This is a genomic window from uncultured Campylobacter sp., assembly GCF_938045595.1.
Lineage (GTDB): Bacteria > Campylobacterota > Campylobacteria > Campylobacterales > Campylobacteraceae > Campylobacter_B.
The window spans coordinates 1-14,927 of the sequence record NZ_CALIBB010000234.1; the positions used below are offsets into that span (position 1 = coordinate 1).

At 44.4% G+C, this 14,927-nt stretch carries 11 protein-coding genes; 10 read left to right on the forward strand and 1 reads right to left on the reverse strand.

The window, feature by feature from the left end; genetic code table 11:
• Nucleotides 1-274: 274 nt before the first annotated feature.
• Nucleotides 275-1,234, reverse strand: coding sequence for an SLAC1 anion channel family protein (locus tag Q0340_RS08920; RefSeq protein WP_298083032.1), 960 nt, complete (start codon nt 1,232-1,234; stop codon nt 275-277).
• A gap of 167 nt (nt 1,235-1,401) precedes the next feature.
• On the opposite strand from Q0340_RS08920, the gene Q0340_RS08925 reads away from it, so the two are divergent.
• The 10 genes from Q0340_RS08925 to metE all read left to right on the forward strand — a co-directional run bounded on the left by Q0340_RS08925 (nt 1,402) and on the right by metE (nt 13,443).
• Nucleotides 1,402-2,037, forward strand: coding sequence for a Crp/Fnr family transcriptional regulator (locus tag Q0340_RS08925; RefSeq protein WP_298083033.1), 636 nt, complete (start codon nt 1,402-1,404; stop codon nt 2,035-2,037).
• A 65-nt stretch (nt 2,038-2,102) separates the two neighbouring features.
• Entirely contained in the window at nt 2,103-3,449 is a 1,347-nt protein-coding gene (locus Q0340_RS08930) for an FAD/NAD(P)-binding oxidoreductase (protein WP_298083034.1), read from the forward strand.
• Nucleotides 3,450-3,459: 10 nt separating this feature from the next.
• On the forward strand, nt 3,460-3,672 hold the full coding sequence (locus Q0340_RS08935; RefSeq protein WP_297937884.1) for a DUF2892 domain-containing protein: 213 nt from the start codon (nt 3,460-3,462) through the stop codon (nt 3,670-3,672).
• Nucleotides 3,666-3,839, forward strand: a complete 174-nt coding sequence (locus Q0340_RS08940) for a DUF2892 domain-containing protein (RefSeq protein WP_298083035.1) — start codon at nt 3,666-3,668, stop codon at nt 3,837-3,839. Before Q0340_RS08935 ends, Q0340_RS08940 begins: the two co-directional genes overlap by 7 nt.
• Nucleotides 3,840-4,211: 372 nt before the next feature.
• On the forward strand, nt 4,212-5,423 hold the full coding sequence (locus Q0340_RS08945; RefSeq protein ID WP_298083036.1) for a saccharopine dehydrogenase family protein: 1,212 nt from the start codon (nt 4,212-4,214) through the stop codon (nt 5,421-5,423).
• Nucleotides 5,424-5,927: 504 nt separating this feature from the next.
• Nucleotides 5,928-6,575, forward strand: coding sequence for a hypothetical protein (locus Q0340_RS08950; RefSeq protein ID WP_298083037.1), 648 nt, complete (start codon nt 5,928-5,930; stop codon nt 6,573-6,575).
• Between the two features lie 306 nt (nt 6,576-6,881).
• Nucleotides 6,882-7,256 (forward strand): hypothetical protein, encoded by a 375-nt coding sequence (locus Q0340_RS08955; RefSeq protein ID WP_298083038.1) that lies wholly within the window; start codon nt 6,882-6,884, stop codon nt 7,254-7,256.
• A gap of 529 nt (nt 7,257-7,785) precedes the next feature.
• Entirely contained in the window at nt 7,786-9,966 is a 2,181-nt protein-coding gene (locus Q0340_RS08960) for an STT3 domain-containing protein (protein WP_298083039.1), read from the forward strand.
• A 254-nt stretch (nt 9,967-10,220) separates the two neighbouring features.
• Entirely contained in the window at nt 10,221-10,805 is a 585-nt protein-coding gene (locus tag Q0340_RS08965; protein WP_297881510.1) for a hypothetical protein, read from the forward strand.
• Nucleotides 10,806-11,160: 355 nt separating this feature from the next.
• A complete protein-coding gene (gene metE, locus Q0340_RS08970; protein ID WP_298083040.1) occupies nt 11,161-13,443 on the forward strand; it encodes a 5-methyltetrahydropteroyltriglutamate--homocysteine S-methyltransferase in 2,283 nt (760 codons plus the stop codon).
• Nucleotides 13,444-14,927: the final 1,484 nt, after the last annotated feature.

The window sequence follows — 14,927 nt, forward strand, 5'->3', positions numbered from 1 at the left end:
AGACTTAGCGTCGCTTCGATCGAGATATTGCGTTCGCATTATGCTTCTTTGCTGTAGCGCATAAATTTAGACGCTCAAAATACGCGGCAAGCTTAAATTTAGACGAACTTTCTACGAAGATAGAATTCCGCTCGGTTAAAATTTATCGTAATTCCAAATTTAAAGCTGCGTGTAAATTTTATCCTTCGATACGCAAATTTTACCCTACTGCCCGCCGGCGTTCGAGTCTGCCTTTTATGCTTGCCAAAATTTTAAGTCAAGCTCGCATGAAATTTTACTCCTCAGGCACGCAAATTTCGCCGCGCCGCATAGCTTTTACCGTGTAAAAGCCCACGATACCTATAAAAACGCATAAGATAGCAAAACCCGCCGCTCCCGCAAACAAGAAAAATTTGATCCCGTTAAACTCAAACGCTCGCAAAAACGCGATGCTAGCCGCAGCCGTCGGGAAGGTAAACGCCCACCACGAGAGGAAAAATTTAAGCCGCAAAAAGCTTTTAAACATAAAAAGGATGAGAAGCGCGAAAAATAGCGTGACGTAGAGCATGATCTTCGCCGTTACGTCAAAGCTGCCGGTGAGCTTGACGTAGTCCAAAAACGCCATCGCAGGCGGCGCGATCACGATAAAAAGCGTCGGGATAAATTTCTGCGGCATCTGATCGTGAAAGATGATGCGGTAAAACAAAACCGCAAAAAGCACGGGCCAAAAAAATATCCCGATAGCAAAATAATACCACGCAAGCTCGCTCGCGGCGGGCGCGGCTAGCGGGACGAAGAGGTTACCCACGATCGGGATGAACCACGCGGGGTTTGAGTGCGCGATCTGGACGTTATTTTTGATCCAAAAAGACACGATGTGCAGCGTGATAAAGGTCTGAAACGCTACGCCCGCGCAAAAAAGCGCGTCGTAAACGGGTGCGAAGTCCCGCCAGAGCGAGGCGACTAGCAGCGTGCCGATCGAAAATGCGGCGAAAAAATTTACGCGCACCGGGTGGAAAAACTCCGCCTTGCAAGCCCCTGGGTATTTTATCAGCTTCGCCGCGTAACAAGCGCAGATGAGTGCGTATGCTAGGCTAGCCGCGCCGCGTAAAATTTCAAAAACCGCGCCTGAGATATCAAAGATCAAATTTAGCCGCTCGTATGCGAGAGCTAGTCCGCCAAGCCCCATAACTACGGTGTAAAACATTATGGGGAAGTGCTGCAGCCAGTTTGGTTTTTCATCCTGCGTTTTCATATTTTTCCTTGTTTTTTCTGAATTTTACCCCAATTTTAGCGCAATTTCGGTGAGTTAGTCACGAAATAAATCAATGCTTAAAATATTTTGTAGCTAAATTTTATCACCGCGTTTTTACGTAAAAGAAAATATAATTAAACAAAACCAAATTTAACCAAGGAGCGCGTATGTTGGGAGACGAGCTAAAAGATACGCTAAAGCAACGGTTTACGTCTAAATTTACGCTTAGTGCACAGGATGAAGAGGCAGTGTTAAAAAGCGCGACGCTAAGAAGCTTTAAAAAGGGTGAGAGGATATACCTAAAAGACGGTTGTCTGGGCTACGCGATCATCATAAGCGGGCGTGCGCGCGGGCTGGTTAGCACGAGTAATTTTAAAGAGATCACCGTCTTTAACCTACAAGACGGCGATAGCTGTATGCTGTGCGGCTTTTGTTCGCTAGGAGCGCTACAAGCGGAGATAAATTTGCAAATCGAAGATGACGTGCGGATGATCTTGATACCAAGAGAGATATTTAAGAGGCTACGCGAAAACTATCCGCAGGTGGCAAATCACGCGCTAGAGCTCATGGCGACGCGCTTTAGCTCGGCGATAACTGCTATGGATCAGACGCTGTTTTTGCCTCTAGCTCGGAGAATAATAAATTTCCTCGAGCAAAACGGCGCGAAAAACGGGCTAAGGATCACGCACGAACAGATCGCAAACGACATCGCTAGCGCGAGAGAGGCGGTATCAAGAGCGCTAAAAGAGATGCAGAAAAAGGGGCTCGTCGAACTAAAACGCGGGGTCGTGACGTTAAGGTGACTTTGTTACATATTTAAATTTTAAAATGCGCTATGATTTGACAATAACTTCTAAAAGGAGCTTTTATGCAAAGCATCGACAGAAGAGGCGTCTTGAAAATTTTAGGCGCGGCGGGGCTAGCAGCGGCGGGAGTCGCAGGTGCTAGCAAGCTAAATGCGGGAGAAAATGCGGACATCCGCGCAAATATCCTAATAATCGGCGGCGGTCTAGGCGGCATCAGCCTAGCGGCGAAACTACGACGAGATATGCCAAACGCCGAACTAGCGGTCCTTGATAAGGACGAGTACTTCTATTATCAGCCCGGCTTTACGCTCATCGCAGCCGATCACTATCTGCCCGAAGACATAACCTACGAAAAATCAAATTTGATCCCAGACGGCGTAAAATGGATAAAGCAAAATGCCGCATCCATCGATTCGGCGACAAATTCCGTCAAGCTAGAGGACGGGTCAAATTTAAGCTACGACTACCTCGTGATAGCTAGCGGAGCGGAGTATGAGTTTGAGAATGTAAAAGGACTTAGCGCCGACGATATCGGTAGCGACAACGTGACTTCTATCTACACGATCCCAGGTGCCGTTGCTATGTCTAGCATAATGAAAAAAGTCGGCAAAGATGGCGGTAAGATAGTCTTTAGCGACAACAAAACACCGATGAAGTGCTCGGGCGCAAATAAAAAAGTAACGCTGCTAACCGAAGATATGGCGCGAAATTTAGGCAACAGAGACAAGCTTGATATCTCGATATACTCGGGTGCTCGGACGATATTTTCCGCTCCTGTTTATGCTAAAATGATAGAAGGGATGCTAGAGGAGCGAGACGTGAAGTATTTTACCTCGCATCAGCTGGTTGAGGTGGACAAAAGTGCCAATATAGCGGTATTTGAGCACGCTATGCCGTACCGCGAAAACGGCGAAAATAAACTCGCTAAAGAGCTAGTCGAAGTAAAATTTGACTACCTACACCTAGTGCCTCGCGTGAAGGCTTCTAAAATCTACGCCGATGCAGGGCTAAGCGTAGAAAAGGGTGATGTGGCAGGCAACTGGATTAGCCTCACGCGCGAGACGCTGCAACACTCGAAATTTAAAAATATATTTGCCATCGGCGACGTTTGCGGATTTCCCGCCGGTAAAACCGGAGCTAGTATACGCAAGATGTATCCAGTGCTGGCGCAAAATCTAGCCGACGTTATAAAAGGACGCGAACCGAGTGCTAGATACGGCGGCTACACTGCCTGCCCGCTACTAACGAAATTCGGCAAGGCGGTGATGGTGGAGTTTAACTGGACGGGCAAGCCCGAGCCTACGATAGCGTGCATGGGTGCGACCCGCGAGAGCTATATAAACTGGGCGATGAAACTATATATGATGAAGCCGATGGTCATGCAAGGCATGATAAGAGGTCTAGCATAAAGGAGAGAAAATGCAAAACGTCGGGATTTTAGATAAAACTATCCGCCTAGTAATCGCTGCGGTTTGGATATACGCATTCGGGTTCGTCTGCGAGTGCTGGCTGTGGCTGGTCGGTCTCGTGCCGCTACTGACGGCTGTTTACGGTTATTGTCCTCTTTATAAATTTTTTGGTATAAATACGTGTAAAAAATGCAAAAACAAAGAAAGGAAAATGCAATGCTAAGTAAAAAAACTAGGATAATAAGAGCGTTGATCGGACTAGCGATAATGATCGCCGGAGTCGCGTTTAGCAGCTGGTGGGGGCTAGTGGGACTCGTGCCCTTTATCGTAGGGGTCACGGGATTTTGCCCCGCTTGCTACTTTTTAAACCGCTGTTCGCTAAAGCGTTAAATTTAGCCGCGGTATACGGTTTTGCCGTGCGCCGAGAAAATAAGCGCGATAAATTTTAGCGGTGAAGCGAGTGAGCTTTAAATTTTAATTCTCCATGCTTCGCTGTGGAGTGTTAAATTTAAACTAGCCCTTTAAAGCTTAAAATTTTATCGCGCGATACAAGGCGGTAAATTTAATCTCATGCCGCCGTCAATTGGCATGCCGCTAACTATGTAAAATTTTAGCACTCACCGCTTTTTGGCGCTTTTGCTAGATAGGGCTTGCGCTCCGCGTCAGCCACACCAAACTCTATGATTAATTACACCTAGCCTCTTAAAATTCATCTTAAATTTGCTAAAATTGCAGCAAAATTTAAAATTTAAAGGAGCCAAAATGTCAAATATCTTAATCATAGGCGCGGGCGGTGTGAGCCAAGTCGCGACCGTAAAATGCGCGATGAACGCGGATGTTTTTACAAAAATCACACTTGCAAGCCGCACAAAAAGCAAATGCGACGCGATCGCTAAATTTATAAAAGACCGCCTAGGCGTGCAAATTGGTACCGCCCAGATCGACGCGGACGACACCGATGCGGTCGTAAATTTAATCAAAAAAACGGGCGCCGAGCTACTGCTAAACGTCGCGTTGCCGTATCAGGACCTAACGCTGATGGACGCGTGTTCTCGTGCCGGCATCCCATACATCGACACCGCAAACTACGAACACCCTGACACCGCCAAATTTGAATACAAGCTACAGTGGGCGAAGGACGGCGAGTTTAAAGCCGCAAACACGATGGCGCTGCTAGGAAGCGGCTTTGATCCGGGCGTGACGAACGTATTTTGCGCCTACGCACAGCAAAATCTCTTTGACGAGATCGGCGAGATCGACATCCTAGACTGCAACGCGGGCGATCACGGATATCCGTTTGCGACGAATTTTAACCCAGAAATCAACCTGCGCGAAGTAAGCGCAAAGGGTCGCTACTGGGAGCGCGGCGAGTGGAAAGAGACCGAGCCGATGGAAATAATGTTTAAATGGGACTACCCGAAAGTCGGCGTCAAAGATAGCTACCTGCTCTACCACGAGGAGCTAGAAAGCCTTGTGAAAAACATCAAAGGACTAAAGCGAATCCGCTTTTTCATGACATTCGGACAGAGCTACCTCACGCACATGAAGTGCCTAGAAAACGTCGGCATGCTGCGCATCGACGAGGTCGAGCACAACGGCGTAAAGATCGTGCCGATCCAGTTTCTAAAGACCTTGTTGCCTGATCCTGCGTCGCTAGGCCCTCGCACGAAGGGTAAAACCAACATCGGCTGCGTGATCCGAGGCTTAAAAGACGGCAAAGAGCGCCAGGTCTACATCTACAACGTCTGCGACCACGAGGCTTGCTACGCCGAGACGGGCGCACAGGCCGTGAGCTACACCACAGGCGTGCCTGCGATGATCGGCTCGATGATGGTCGCAAAGGGCATTTGGAGCGGTAAAGGCGTCTTTAACATGGAAAATTTCGACGCCAAGCCTTTCATGGACGAGCTAAATAAGCAGGGCTTGCCGTGGGAGATAATCGAAATGAAGCCAGGAGAAAGATACGAAGTCTAAATTTAAGGCTTGTCTTTTCCTACTTATACTTCGTTGAAATTTGATTTTTAATGCTCACGTATCACATATACGCTCCGCTTAAAAATCAAATTTCGCCTCGTCTAAGCAAAAAATACTGCGCCTTATTTTGGTGGGTATATTTAAATAGATTTGAAATTTCGCTCTACGACAGGCTGCATGTATAGTCTTGGAACGAAATTTACTTCAAAACATTTAAAATCATCTCACGATACTTCGCCCTATCTTTAATCGCATTCAAATTTAATTTAGCTAAGCAGTTTACCTGCCTAGCCTACTTTTAAAAATCAAATTTCATCTCAGCTAGGCAAAAAATACTGCGCCTTATTCTGCTACGTTTAAATTTTAATTAAAATTCACTCGGTTCATGTATTTCATATATGCTCTCGCCCTCAAATTTTAATTCGTCTCAATCGGGGACAATACCGTGCGTCGAATGCTGCTTTAAATTTAGCTATAATCGCATAAAATTTTATCGGAGTAGATATGAAACGAATTTTAAAAGCGCTGATTTTTAGCATGGCATTTTCATTTCTTATTGTGGGTTGTACTAGTAAAATCGCGCCCGTAGAGCTTGAAGGCAAGGAGCAAATTCGCGCGATCCAAATAGAGGCAAACCGTACGGTGATGATCGGTGACGCTTACGACTACGAATTTGGCAGCGATTATCGCGCGGCGAAAGCGGAATTTGAGCACCTAAAATCGCTCTATCCACACGCAGTGGAGGTAAATAGAATTTCGATCGCTACGGATGCATTTAATGAACCTCACGCAAGCGCGCTACTTTTTGAGCTGTGGCTTGACCGCGAGAGCCTGCCGCTAGCAGATCAGCTTGTGCTTTACAAGCATCCAAATTTTACGGGCTTTAAAGATCGCGAAATTTTACAATTTAGCTTCAAAATTTTAGGCGTTCCTACGCGTGTAAAAGATCGCGATCGGATCCTAAAAAAATATGCGCTTGCTAAGCCGTTAAGTTTAAACGCGGTAGTATTTATTGATAGCGGCAGGCTGAGCGAGGAAAGTGTGCGTAAAAACGGTGAGACGCAAGACGCAGTTTTAACTATGTTTAGCCCCGTCTGGATGTCCGTCGCTACCGTAATGCAAAGTCTCGGCGCGCTATTTGATAGCGAGTAAATTCTGCCAGTAAAAATTTTGATGCTCGCTTGCTCTTACGTTGCAATATGAGGGCTGCGTTTTGGGCGGGTACGCCGCGAGTGATGTCTTGGATCATAGCGCTGTTTGTTTGGCTAAGCGTGCTCGCGGCGTATTTTAATAAGTAAATTTTAAATTACGGCGAAATTTTATAATTTGCCATCGAGTTCAGCTCCGTTTTAAACAGACGGGCGGTTTCTTAAATTTAAACTCTAGCTAAATTTAGACCGAAATTTTTAAGTAAACTTTGCTATAATCGCCGCAATTTTGAAAAACCGAGGAGAAAATATGAAATTGATTTACGCCGTTTGCGTGCTGGTCGCGTTTGCTTCGGCTCAGACCGAGACTTTGCAGATGCCGGACTTTGCCAAAAGCTCGATGAAGACGCATGAGCAGGCCGAAGAAAAACTAATCGCAAATGCCCTAAAAGGCGATCTAAACCAGATTGCAAGCGACCTGAAGATCGATAAAACGCTAAAGGGCGGTGAGTCGCTTGTCATTAACGGCGCGCATTACAGAACGATCGAGGGCGACAGCACGCAGTGGAAAGAGGGCGATGCCGTGCGCCTGCTAAGCGGTAATAAGGACGGTAGGTGCCTAAGCTCGATCATACTCAATCTCCGTACGAAAACCGTCTGTAAATTTATGTGCGACGCGTATTAGGCGAGAATTTCGTCTAAACCACAAAAATCCACCGGCTCGGCGTAAGCTTCTTGCAACGACCGGTTGCTTCTGCTATTTAGCCATAGCATAGATCGCTAAATATATGCCTATGAATAAAACATTGTTATATATTTTTTTAAAAGCGTTCGTTATGTTTATTGTCCTATATTTGTTCATTCCGCAACCAGAAGATGGAATTTATAATATGCTAGATATACGCATGTTTATTGGCTTAGTGTTGTTTTGTATCTGCCTTATATTGGATATTTAGTTTACATCTTTCTCTATCTTTACGTATCGTATTTTTTGATGGTCGCCAAAATTGCATATCACAAATTTAAATTCTAAACGGCTTGACTTGAGTTGTTTTTAAAATTTTGCTTTTAATATCGATAAATTCTGCTATAATAAACGGAAATTAAACAATGTCGTTAAAGACGCAACGCGGGCGTGATAAAGCGAGTAAAATTTGTAGAGGCAAATTTTAACCCTGCCGCTCGGTACTTCAAACGGCAAATCAAGGAAAAAGATGCAAAAATTTAGAATTACAAACGGCGAATGCTCCCGCATGGATATCTTTTTGATCATGACGCTGGTTTATATATTCGGCGTGGCGTGCAGGTTTTTTTGGATATATTGGGCTAGCGGGATCGAGCAGTTTTCCTTTGACGGCGAGCTCATCATGACCACCAACGATGCCTTTGCGAATGCCGAGGGTGCGCGCGATATGATAGCGGGCTTTCACCAGCCGGGCGATCTTAGCCCATATGGTGCGTCGATCCCAACTCTAGCATTTTTACTTAGCAAAATTTTGCCCGTCAGCCTAAATAGCATTACGATCTATATGAGCGTGTTTTTAGCGCCGCTGGTGGCCGTGCCGATTATTTTGATAGCAAGAGAGTACAAGATCCTAGGCGCCGGCATCATCGCGGCGCTACTTGCCACCATATTGCCGGGATATTATATGAGGACTTTGGGCGGATATTTCGATAGCGATATGTTAAATGTTGCTATGCCGCTGCTAACGCTATGGGCTTTGATTAGGCTCATAGGGCGAGGCGAGCAGAGTAGCTTTGCTTTGCCTGCCGTTTTTACGGTGATTTATGATTGGTGGTATCCTAGCTCGTATTCTTTAAATATGGCGATTATAGTGATATTTTTAATCTATACTTTGATTTTTAATAGACGCAATGAGGAAAATTACAAAGCGATTATTCTTATGGTCGTTGCAGTTATAAATTTTGGCGCGTATTACGAAGGCGAGACAATAATTGTAAATTATATTTTATTATTCAAAATCGCACTCATTGCGTTTTTATATTTTTTAATGATTAAAATTCCAAGCCATAAAAGCAAAAAAGCTCTTTGGATTTTGGGTACGATCGCCGTAATTACGTTCGTCATATTCGGCGGACTTGTGCCTATAGCAGTGCAGCTTAAAGCATACATCTTAAAGGATGTAAGCAAAGAGGAAATTTTCTACTTCTACGGCGTTAGAAATACGGTTAATGAGGTAGAAAACGCTAATTTCATGAAATTTGTGCTTGAATCTAGCGGGCATCCATTTATATTTATATGCGCTGTAGGAGGGTTGGCTCTATTGCTGATAAAATTCCGTTCGTTTATATTAACCTTGCCGATGATAGCACTTGGAATTTTAGCACTTTTTGGTGGAACTCGCTTTACAATGTACGCTACACCGATGATAGCGCTTGGATTTGCTTATTTTATATATTTCACGCTGAATTACTTTGAAATACGCACTTGGCTTAGAAGTACTTTGTTAGCTATTTTAACCTGTTTGGCGATAATGCCTAGCATAGATTTTATTTATAAATTCCGAGTTGCGCCTACGCTTACGAAAGACTCCATAATGCCTCTTGCGGAGCTAAAAAATAAGGCTAGCAGGGAGGATTATGTGCTATCGTGGTGGGATTACGGATATTTAATCAGATATTACTCCGATGTAAAAGTAGTAGCTGATCCCGGAGGTAGACAGGCAGGAGAATACACTTTTATGAGCGCGTTTTCCTTTAATAAAGATGAGGTAAGCTCTGCTAATATGGCAAGGCTTGATGTCGAATATATACAAAAGTTGCAAGGTAAAAAATTTGATCCTAAACTGGAAGATAAATTTAAACTAAACCTATATCAAATTCAAAAAGACTATGGTGAAGCGGATATCAATAAATTCCTAAGTTCTTTAAGCGATAAGAATTTCAAGCTTCCGCAGAAAACTAGGGATATATATTATTATTTCGTACCTAAAATGATAGATATATTACCAAACATTTGGAAATTTACTTCTATAGATATAGCTAGCGGAGAGAAATTTACAGGACCTCTAGCTTATGTTGGCTATGATATACAAGTAGGTAAGGATGGTAAAAGCATAATTTTAGGCGAAGGCGTTGAATTGCCAAGCGTCAAACCAGAATATGTCGTTCATAATGGGGAAAAATTAAGCATTAACTCATACTATCAAGTAGGCGAAGTAAATGGAGAGCTAAAAAAAATATCTAAGCAGATAGATAAAAATTCTAATCTTTACGTGATATTTTTACCGGATTACCAAAGAATTTTAATCTTAGATAAAAAGGTCTTTGAGTCAGCCTTCATCCAACTTTTTGTGCTGGAAAACTATGATAAAGATCTGTTTGAGCCCGTTTATTTAAGTAATTATGCGCGGATTTACAAGTTATTAAGATAAATTTATATCCAGAGGAATATTGCGTAAATTTTTATTGCATTGTGCTTTTACAAAGCGTATGTTACTAAGCGATAAAATTTATAATGCAAGCTATATGCTGAGATTTAGAATTTATACTGGCTATAAATAAATTACAAAAATACTTAAAATTTTGTCACTAAAAATCGTAAATGTTATATATTTACTTTAAATTTAGCCTAGGTTTCGAAGCGTGTCGCTATCATTAAGATGAAATTTCACCAAAAGGAGTAAAGATGAGAAATTTAGTTGCAAAAGTGGCGCTTCTTAGCTCTTTAGCTGCAGTAAGCGCGATGGCGGAGGGGCTTTTCATAGGCGGCGAGGGCGGATACAATTTCAAAAACCAAGCTGCGGGTTTTGATGACGGACAACCGCAAATCGGCGTTAAAGCCGGATATGACTTCGGCACGTTTAGAGCTTACGGCGGATATTTCTACGGATTTAAGGGCGAGGATTCCAGCTCGAATGCCAATTCGAAAAGAAAGGTTAAATGGAGCACGCACGATTTCGTAGCCGGTGCGGATTTTACGCCGGAGCTTTTCGGTAGATTTAAGCTCGTCCTAGGCGCTTACGCTGGGCTTTCGGTGCTAGATACTGAAGTTAAAATAGACTATAGCAATGGCGGCTGGGTTAGAGCGGACGATACGCTGGGTGGCTTCATTTTGGGCGGCAAGATAGGTACCGCGTATGAGTTTGGCTCCAATAGCGAGATTGAAATGGGCTTTAAAGCAAGCAAGGCGTGGTACAAAGACGGCGATTATATCGAAGATAACGACGGTAAAAAATACGGCGTTTACGCAGGATATAATTATAAATTCTAAGAATTTTCATATTTGAGGCATTGCACTGCTTTCATAGAGCCTTGATGCTCAGTGGCTTTGCGGTGTGTCAGGTAAGGCTAGCTTCGTCGCAAGGCTTTACTAAGTTTTAGTAGAATCTTGCGATGAGGTTTAAATTATGATGAATTTAACGCCTTTAAATTCAATCCTAAAATTTTAACTTATGGAATTTCGTCGATAAAAATTCCATTTCAGATTTTATTGGCTAAATTCCACCCCTGCGCTTTTGGATAAAATTTCGTTCATTTTCGAGATTAGATTAAAATTTTAATGACGTCAAAAGAAATTTTAGATAAAATCAACATTTTCATACCAAAATTTTACTCAAAGGATAGAGATGAAGAGTTACGTTACGGGCTTTCCGCGTATCGGAGAGCAGCGCGAGTTAAAGAAGGCTTTAGAGAGCTATTGGGCGGGCAAGTGCGATTATGACGCGCTAGAGCGGGTCGCCACAGAGCTAAAAGATCGTCACATCAAATATCAGCTGGATGCTTGGAGCGGCCTAATTAGCGTAAACGACTTTTCATACTACGATCTGATGCTCGATACCAGCGTGCTTTTCGGCGTGATCCCGCAGCGCTTTGCGGCTCTTTCGGCGCATGAGCAGTATTTTGCGATGGCGCGCGGCAGTAAAGACGCAGTCGCGATGGAGATGACGAAGTGGTTTAATACAAACTACCATTATATCGTACCCGAGATCTCTGCGTATACGGAATTTAGCCTAAATCCTAGTAAAATTTTAAGCGAGTACAAGGCTGCGAAGAATAACGATTTTAAGGATTCCTGCGCGCTAAAGATAAATTTAATCGGACCTATCACCTATCTTGCGCTTAGCAAATCAAGCGACAAAAGCGATCCACTCGCGCATTTAGATGCCCTTGTCGCGAAATACGAAGAACTGCTAAAGCTTCTTAGCGAGCTTGATAGCGAGGTCGTGGTTCAGATCGATGAGCCTATCTTCGTAACGGATCGCGCGACCGAGCTAGCGCCAAAGATCGAGCCTGTTTATCAGCGCCTAAGTAAGGCCGCAAGCAACGTAAAAATTATCTTTATGACCTATTTTGAGCATGCGACCGAGGCCGTGCGCGAGATAGTAAAGACCGATGTATGGGCGATCGGGCTTGATTTCGTTTACGCAAGCGAAGAGAATATCAAAAAAGAGCTTCAAGCTTTAAAAAACGCTAAGACCGTGCTCTTTGCGGGCGTGATCGACGGGCGCAATATCTGGAAGAGCGACATCGACAAAAAGCTAGCCCAACTCAAAGCCATCGAAGCTTACGTGCCTAAGGAGCGCATCTACGTGGGCACCTCCTGCTCGCTTTTGCACGTGCCTTTTACGCTAAAGTACGAGGACAAGCTAAGCGCCGAGATCAGATCCTGGCTAAGTTTCGCGGTCGAAAAACTAAGCGAAATTTCGATTTTAACCCATCTTTTCTTTGAAATTCCGATGTGCGAGCACGGCATGAAGGCATACGAAGAAAATCAAAAATCCGCTAAAACCCGCGCTAGCTCGTCTCTAATTCACGACGAGCGAGTTCAAAGCCGTGCTGCAAATTTAAATAAATTCGAGCGCGCCGATCGCTACGAGGATCGCATCAAGGTGCAGAAAAAGGAGCTAGGCTATGGAATTTTGCCTACCACTACGATCGGCTCCTTTCCTCAGACTGCCGAGCTTCGCCAGGTTCGCAACGCCTATAAAAAGGGCTTAATTGGCCGCGAAGCCTACGAGCGCGACATCAAAGCCTATATCGACGACTGCGTCAAATTTCAAGATGAGATCGGTCTGGATGTGCTGGTTCACGGCGAGCCTGAGCGCAACGATATGGTTGAGTATTTCGGCGAGCAGATGAGCGGATACGCGTTTAGTGCCAACGGCTGGGTGCAGAGCTACGGCAGCCGCTGCGTGAAGCCACCGCTACTTTTCGGCGACGTGAGCCGCCCAAAACCGATGACCGTGGAGTGGATCAAATACGCCCAAAGCCGCACTAAAAAGATTATGAAGGGCATGCTAACGGGTCCAGTGACGATGATGAACTGGAGCTTCGTGCGCGACGATAAGCCTCGCGATCAGATCGTAAAACAGCTCGCACTTGCGATTTTTGATGAAATTTCGGATCTACAAGACGCGGGTATCAAGATCGTTCAGGTGGACGAAGCAGCCTTTAAAGAGGGCTATCCGCTTAGATCCGAAAACATCCCTGCGTATGAAAAATTCGCCGTTAGTGCTTTTAAGCTCGCTGTCAGCGCCGCAAGTGCTCACACGCAGATCCATACGCATATGTGCTATTCGGAGTTCAACGACATCATCAAAACGATAGAGGCGATGGATGCCGACGTCATCAGCATCGAGACCGCTCGCAGTGGTAACGAGCTGCTTCGAGTTTTCAAATCGGTCGGCTATAAGCAAGAGGTCGGTCCGGGCGTTTACGACATCCATAGTCCGCGAATTCCTAGTGTGCAGGAGCTCGTAAGTCAGATCCGCGCGCTGCTTGAGGTGCTTCCGAAAGAGCAGCTGTGGATTAACCCGGACTGCGGCCTAAAAACGCGCAAATGGGAGGAGGTCCGCCCGAGCCTAAAAAATATGGTCGAAGCGGTAAGGATAATCCGCGCAGAAGCATAAATCTAGCGCAAAAAAACTTTGCTGTCGGGTAAAATTCCACCCGGCAGCCGTTTTGCGATAGAATTATGTGGAACGTTTATTTCGAGCATGGACCACTAAAATATTTGTGCGAAATTTTACTTCGAACGAGCATTAAAGGGCGGTGCGAAATTTCACCGCGTCCGCTTGGCAAGCATATTTGATAGCCGCTAAGTAATGCAGCAATATGAAATTTAGTGCAGGATTTACGGCTTTTACAGACGCACAGAGACGGGCATTTCTTGAAAATGTGGCGTAAAATTTCATCTCGACTGCTAGCTTGAAATTTCATCGCAACTGTTCGCTTGCTTGAGACGCGGAGCGTAAATTTTATCGCGATTGCCCTGAAAGCGGGCTGGGGCAAGCGATAAAATTTTAAAGTTTTAGCAATCAGCTCTTGTGCGCACAAACCTCGCTAGCCGAATAAAAAACGCTGAAATTTGCAATTTTACGCGCCGCTTTATGAACTTTCGCGCCGCTAGATTAGAATTGCAAAACGCGAGCCAAAGCTAGTATCGTTGCGCTAGAAATTTTAAATTGCAAATTAAAATTTACATTATCTAGTTAGAATGGCTAGATTGCGAAGTGAGATTTGCTCTGTTAGGTTAAATTTCAGCCAAGTCAAAATCTATGTAGCGCATTAAATTTACGACTAATTTTGCCTGGCGATTCTGAAGTTGCGTTGTCACGCTAAAACCAAGTCTAGAGCCAAAATTTTACTACGCGAAACTCATTGATTTTAACTTGCGTTTTGTTCGAAAGAGCGAGGCTAGCGCAAGGCACATTTAAGCTGCCACAAAATTAAAAGAGCCTTTATGGCGGCGTAGGTCTGCAATTTGCAGTAAAGATTAAAAGCTATGATTTTGGCTCATAAGGCGCAGGCGCAGCTTTTAGATGGTTTCTATCGCGCCTTAAGGTGAGATTTTGCTTAGTAATTTTGCGCGATAGATTTTAACGGGCGGAATTTTATCATCGCCGCAAAATTTTTGGCTTTTAAAATTTTGCTTTGTAGAATTTCAGCCCTCATAGTTGTGATGAAGTGTGGCTCATCTCATTTCGTAGGATTTTAGCGGCATCGCCCGTGTTTAATTTATATAGCATGATTCCAAGGCGCTTATTTTGAAATCTTTCGGGTAGAACCTGCGAGACTGCGTTTGTGAGGTTTTATAAGAATTTGATGGCAAACCACTCAGCGCGTTTAAAAATTTTATTTGTGCGTCGAGCCCTCATTTGCGTTTCAAATTTTGCCATTGTGGCGAAATTTCGCTCACGTGGCAAGGGCTTGCTGCAAGCTGTCCATGAAATCTAAGGATTTGGACGCTAAATTTATTAGCGTGTTTAGTGACGCAACGCCGTGACTACCGCCATGCCTGCGCATAAAATCTCGCGCTACAAGCGATTTAAAAAAGCTTTTTCGCTTCGTATAAATCTTGCGCCGCGAGCGTTTAAAAGCCGCAAGAGCTTTA

Bases quoted from the DNA above. Each gene is read 5' to 3' on its own strand.
- Q0340_RS08920 (WP_298083032.1), bottom strand. From the start codon at position 1,234: ATGAAAACGCAGGATGAAAAACCAAACTGGCTGCAGCACTTCCCCATA.
- Q0340_RS08925 (WP_298083033.1), top strand. From the start codon at position 1,402: ATGTTGGGAGACGAGCTAAAAGATACGCTAAAGCAACGGTTTACGTCT.
- Q0340_RS08930 (WP_298083034.1), top strand. From the start codon at position 2,103: ATGCAAAGCATCGACAGAAGAGGCGTCTTGAAAATTTTAGGCGCGGCG.
- Q0340_RS08935 (WP_297937884.1), top strand. From the start codon at position 3,460: ATGCAAAACGTCGGGATTTTAGATAAAACTATCCGCCTAGTAATCGCT.
- Q0340_RS08940 (WP_298083035.1), top strand. From the start codon at position 3,666: ATGCTAAGTAAAAAAACTAGGATAATAAGAGCGTTGATCGGACTAGCG.
- Q0340_RS08945 (WP_298083036.1), top strand. From the start codon at position 4,212: ATGTCAAATATCTTAATCATAGGCGCGGGCGGTGTGAGCCAAGTCGCG.
- Q0340_RS08950 (WP_298083037.1), top strand. From the start codon at position 5,928: ATGAAACGAATTTTAAAAGCGCTGATTTTTAGCATGGCATTTTCATTT.
- Q0340_RS08955 (WP_298083038.1), top strand. From the start codon at position 6,882: ATGAAATTGATTTACGCCGTTTGCGTGCTGGTCGCGTTTGCTTCGGCT.
- Q0340_RS08960 (WP_298083039.1), top strand. From the start codon at position 7,786: ATGCAAAAATTTAGAATTACAAACGGCGAATGCTCCCGCATGGATATC.
- Q0340_RS08965 (WP_297881510.1), top strand. From the start codon at position 10,221: ATGAGAAATTTAGTTGCAAAAGTGGCGCTTCTTAGCTCTTTAGCTGCA.
- metE (WP_298083040.1), top strand. From the start codon at position 11,161: ATGAAGAGTTACGTTACGGGCTTTCCGCGTATCGGAGAGCAGCGCGAG.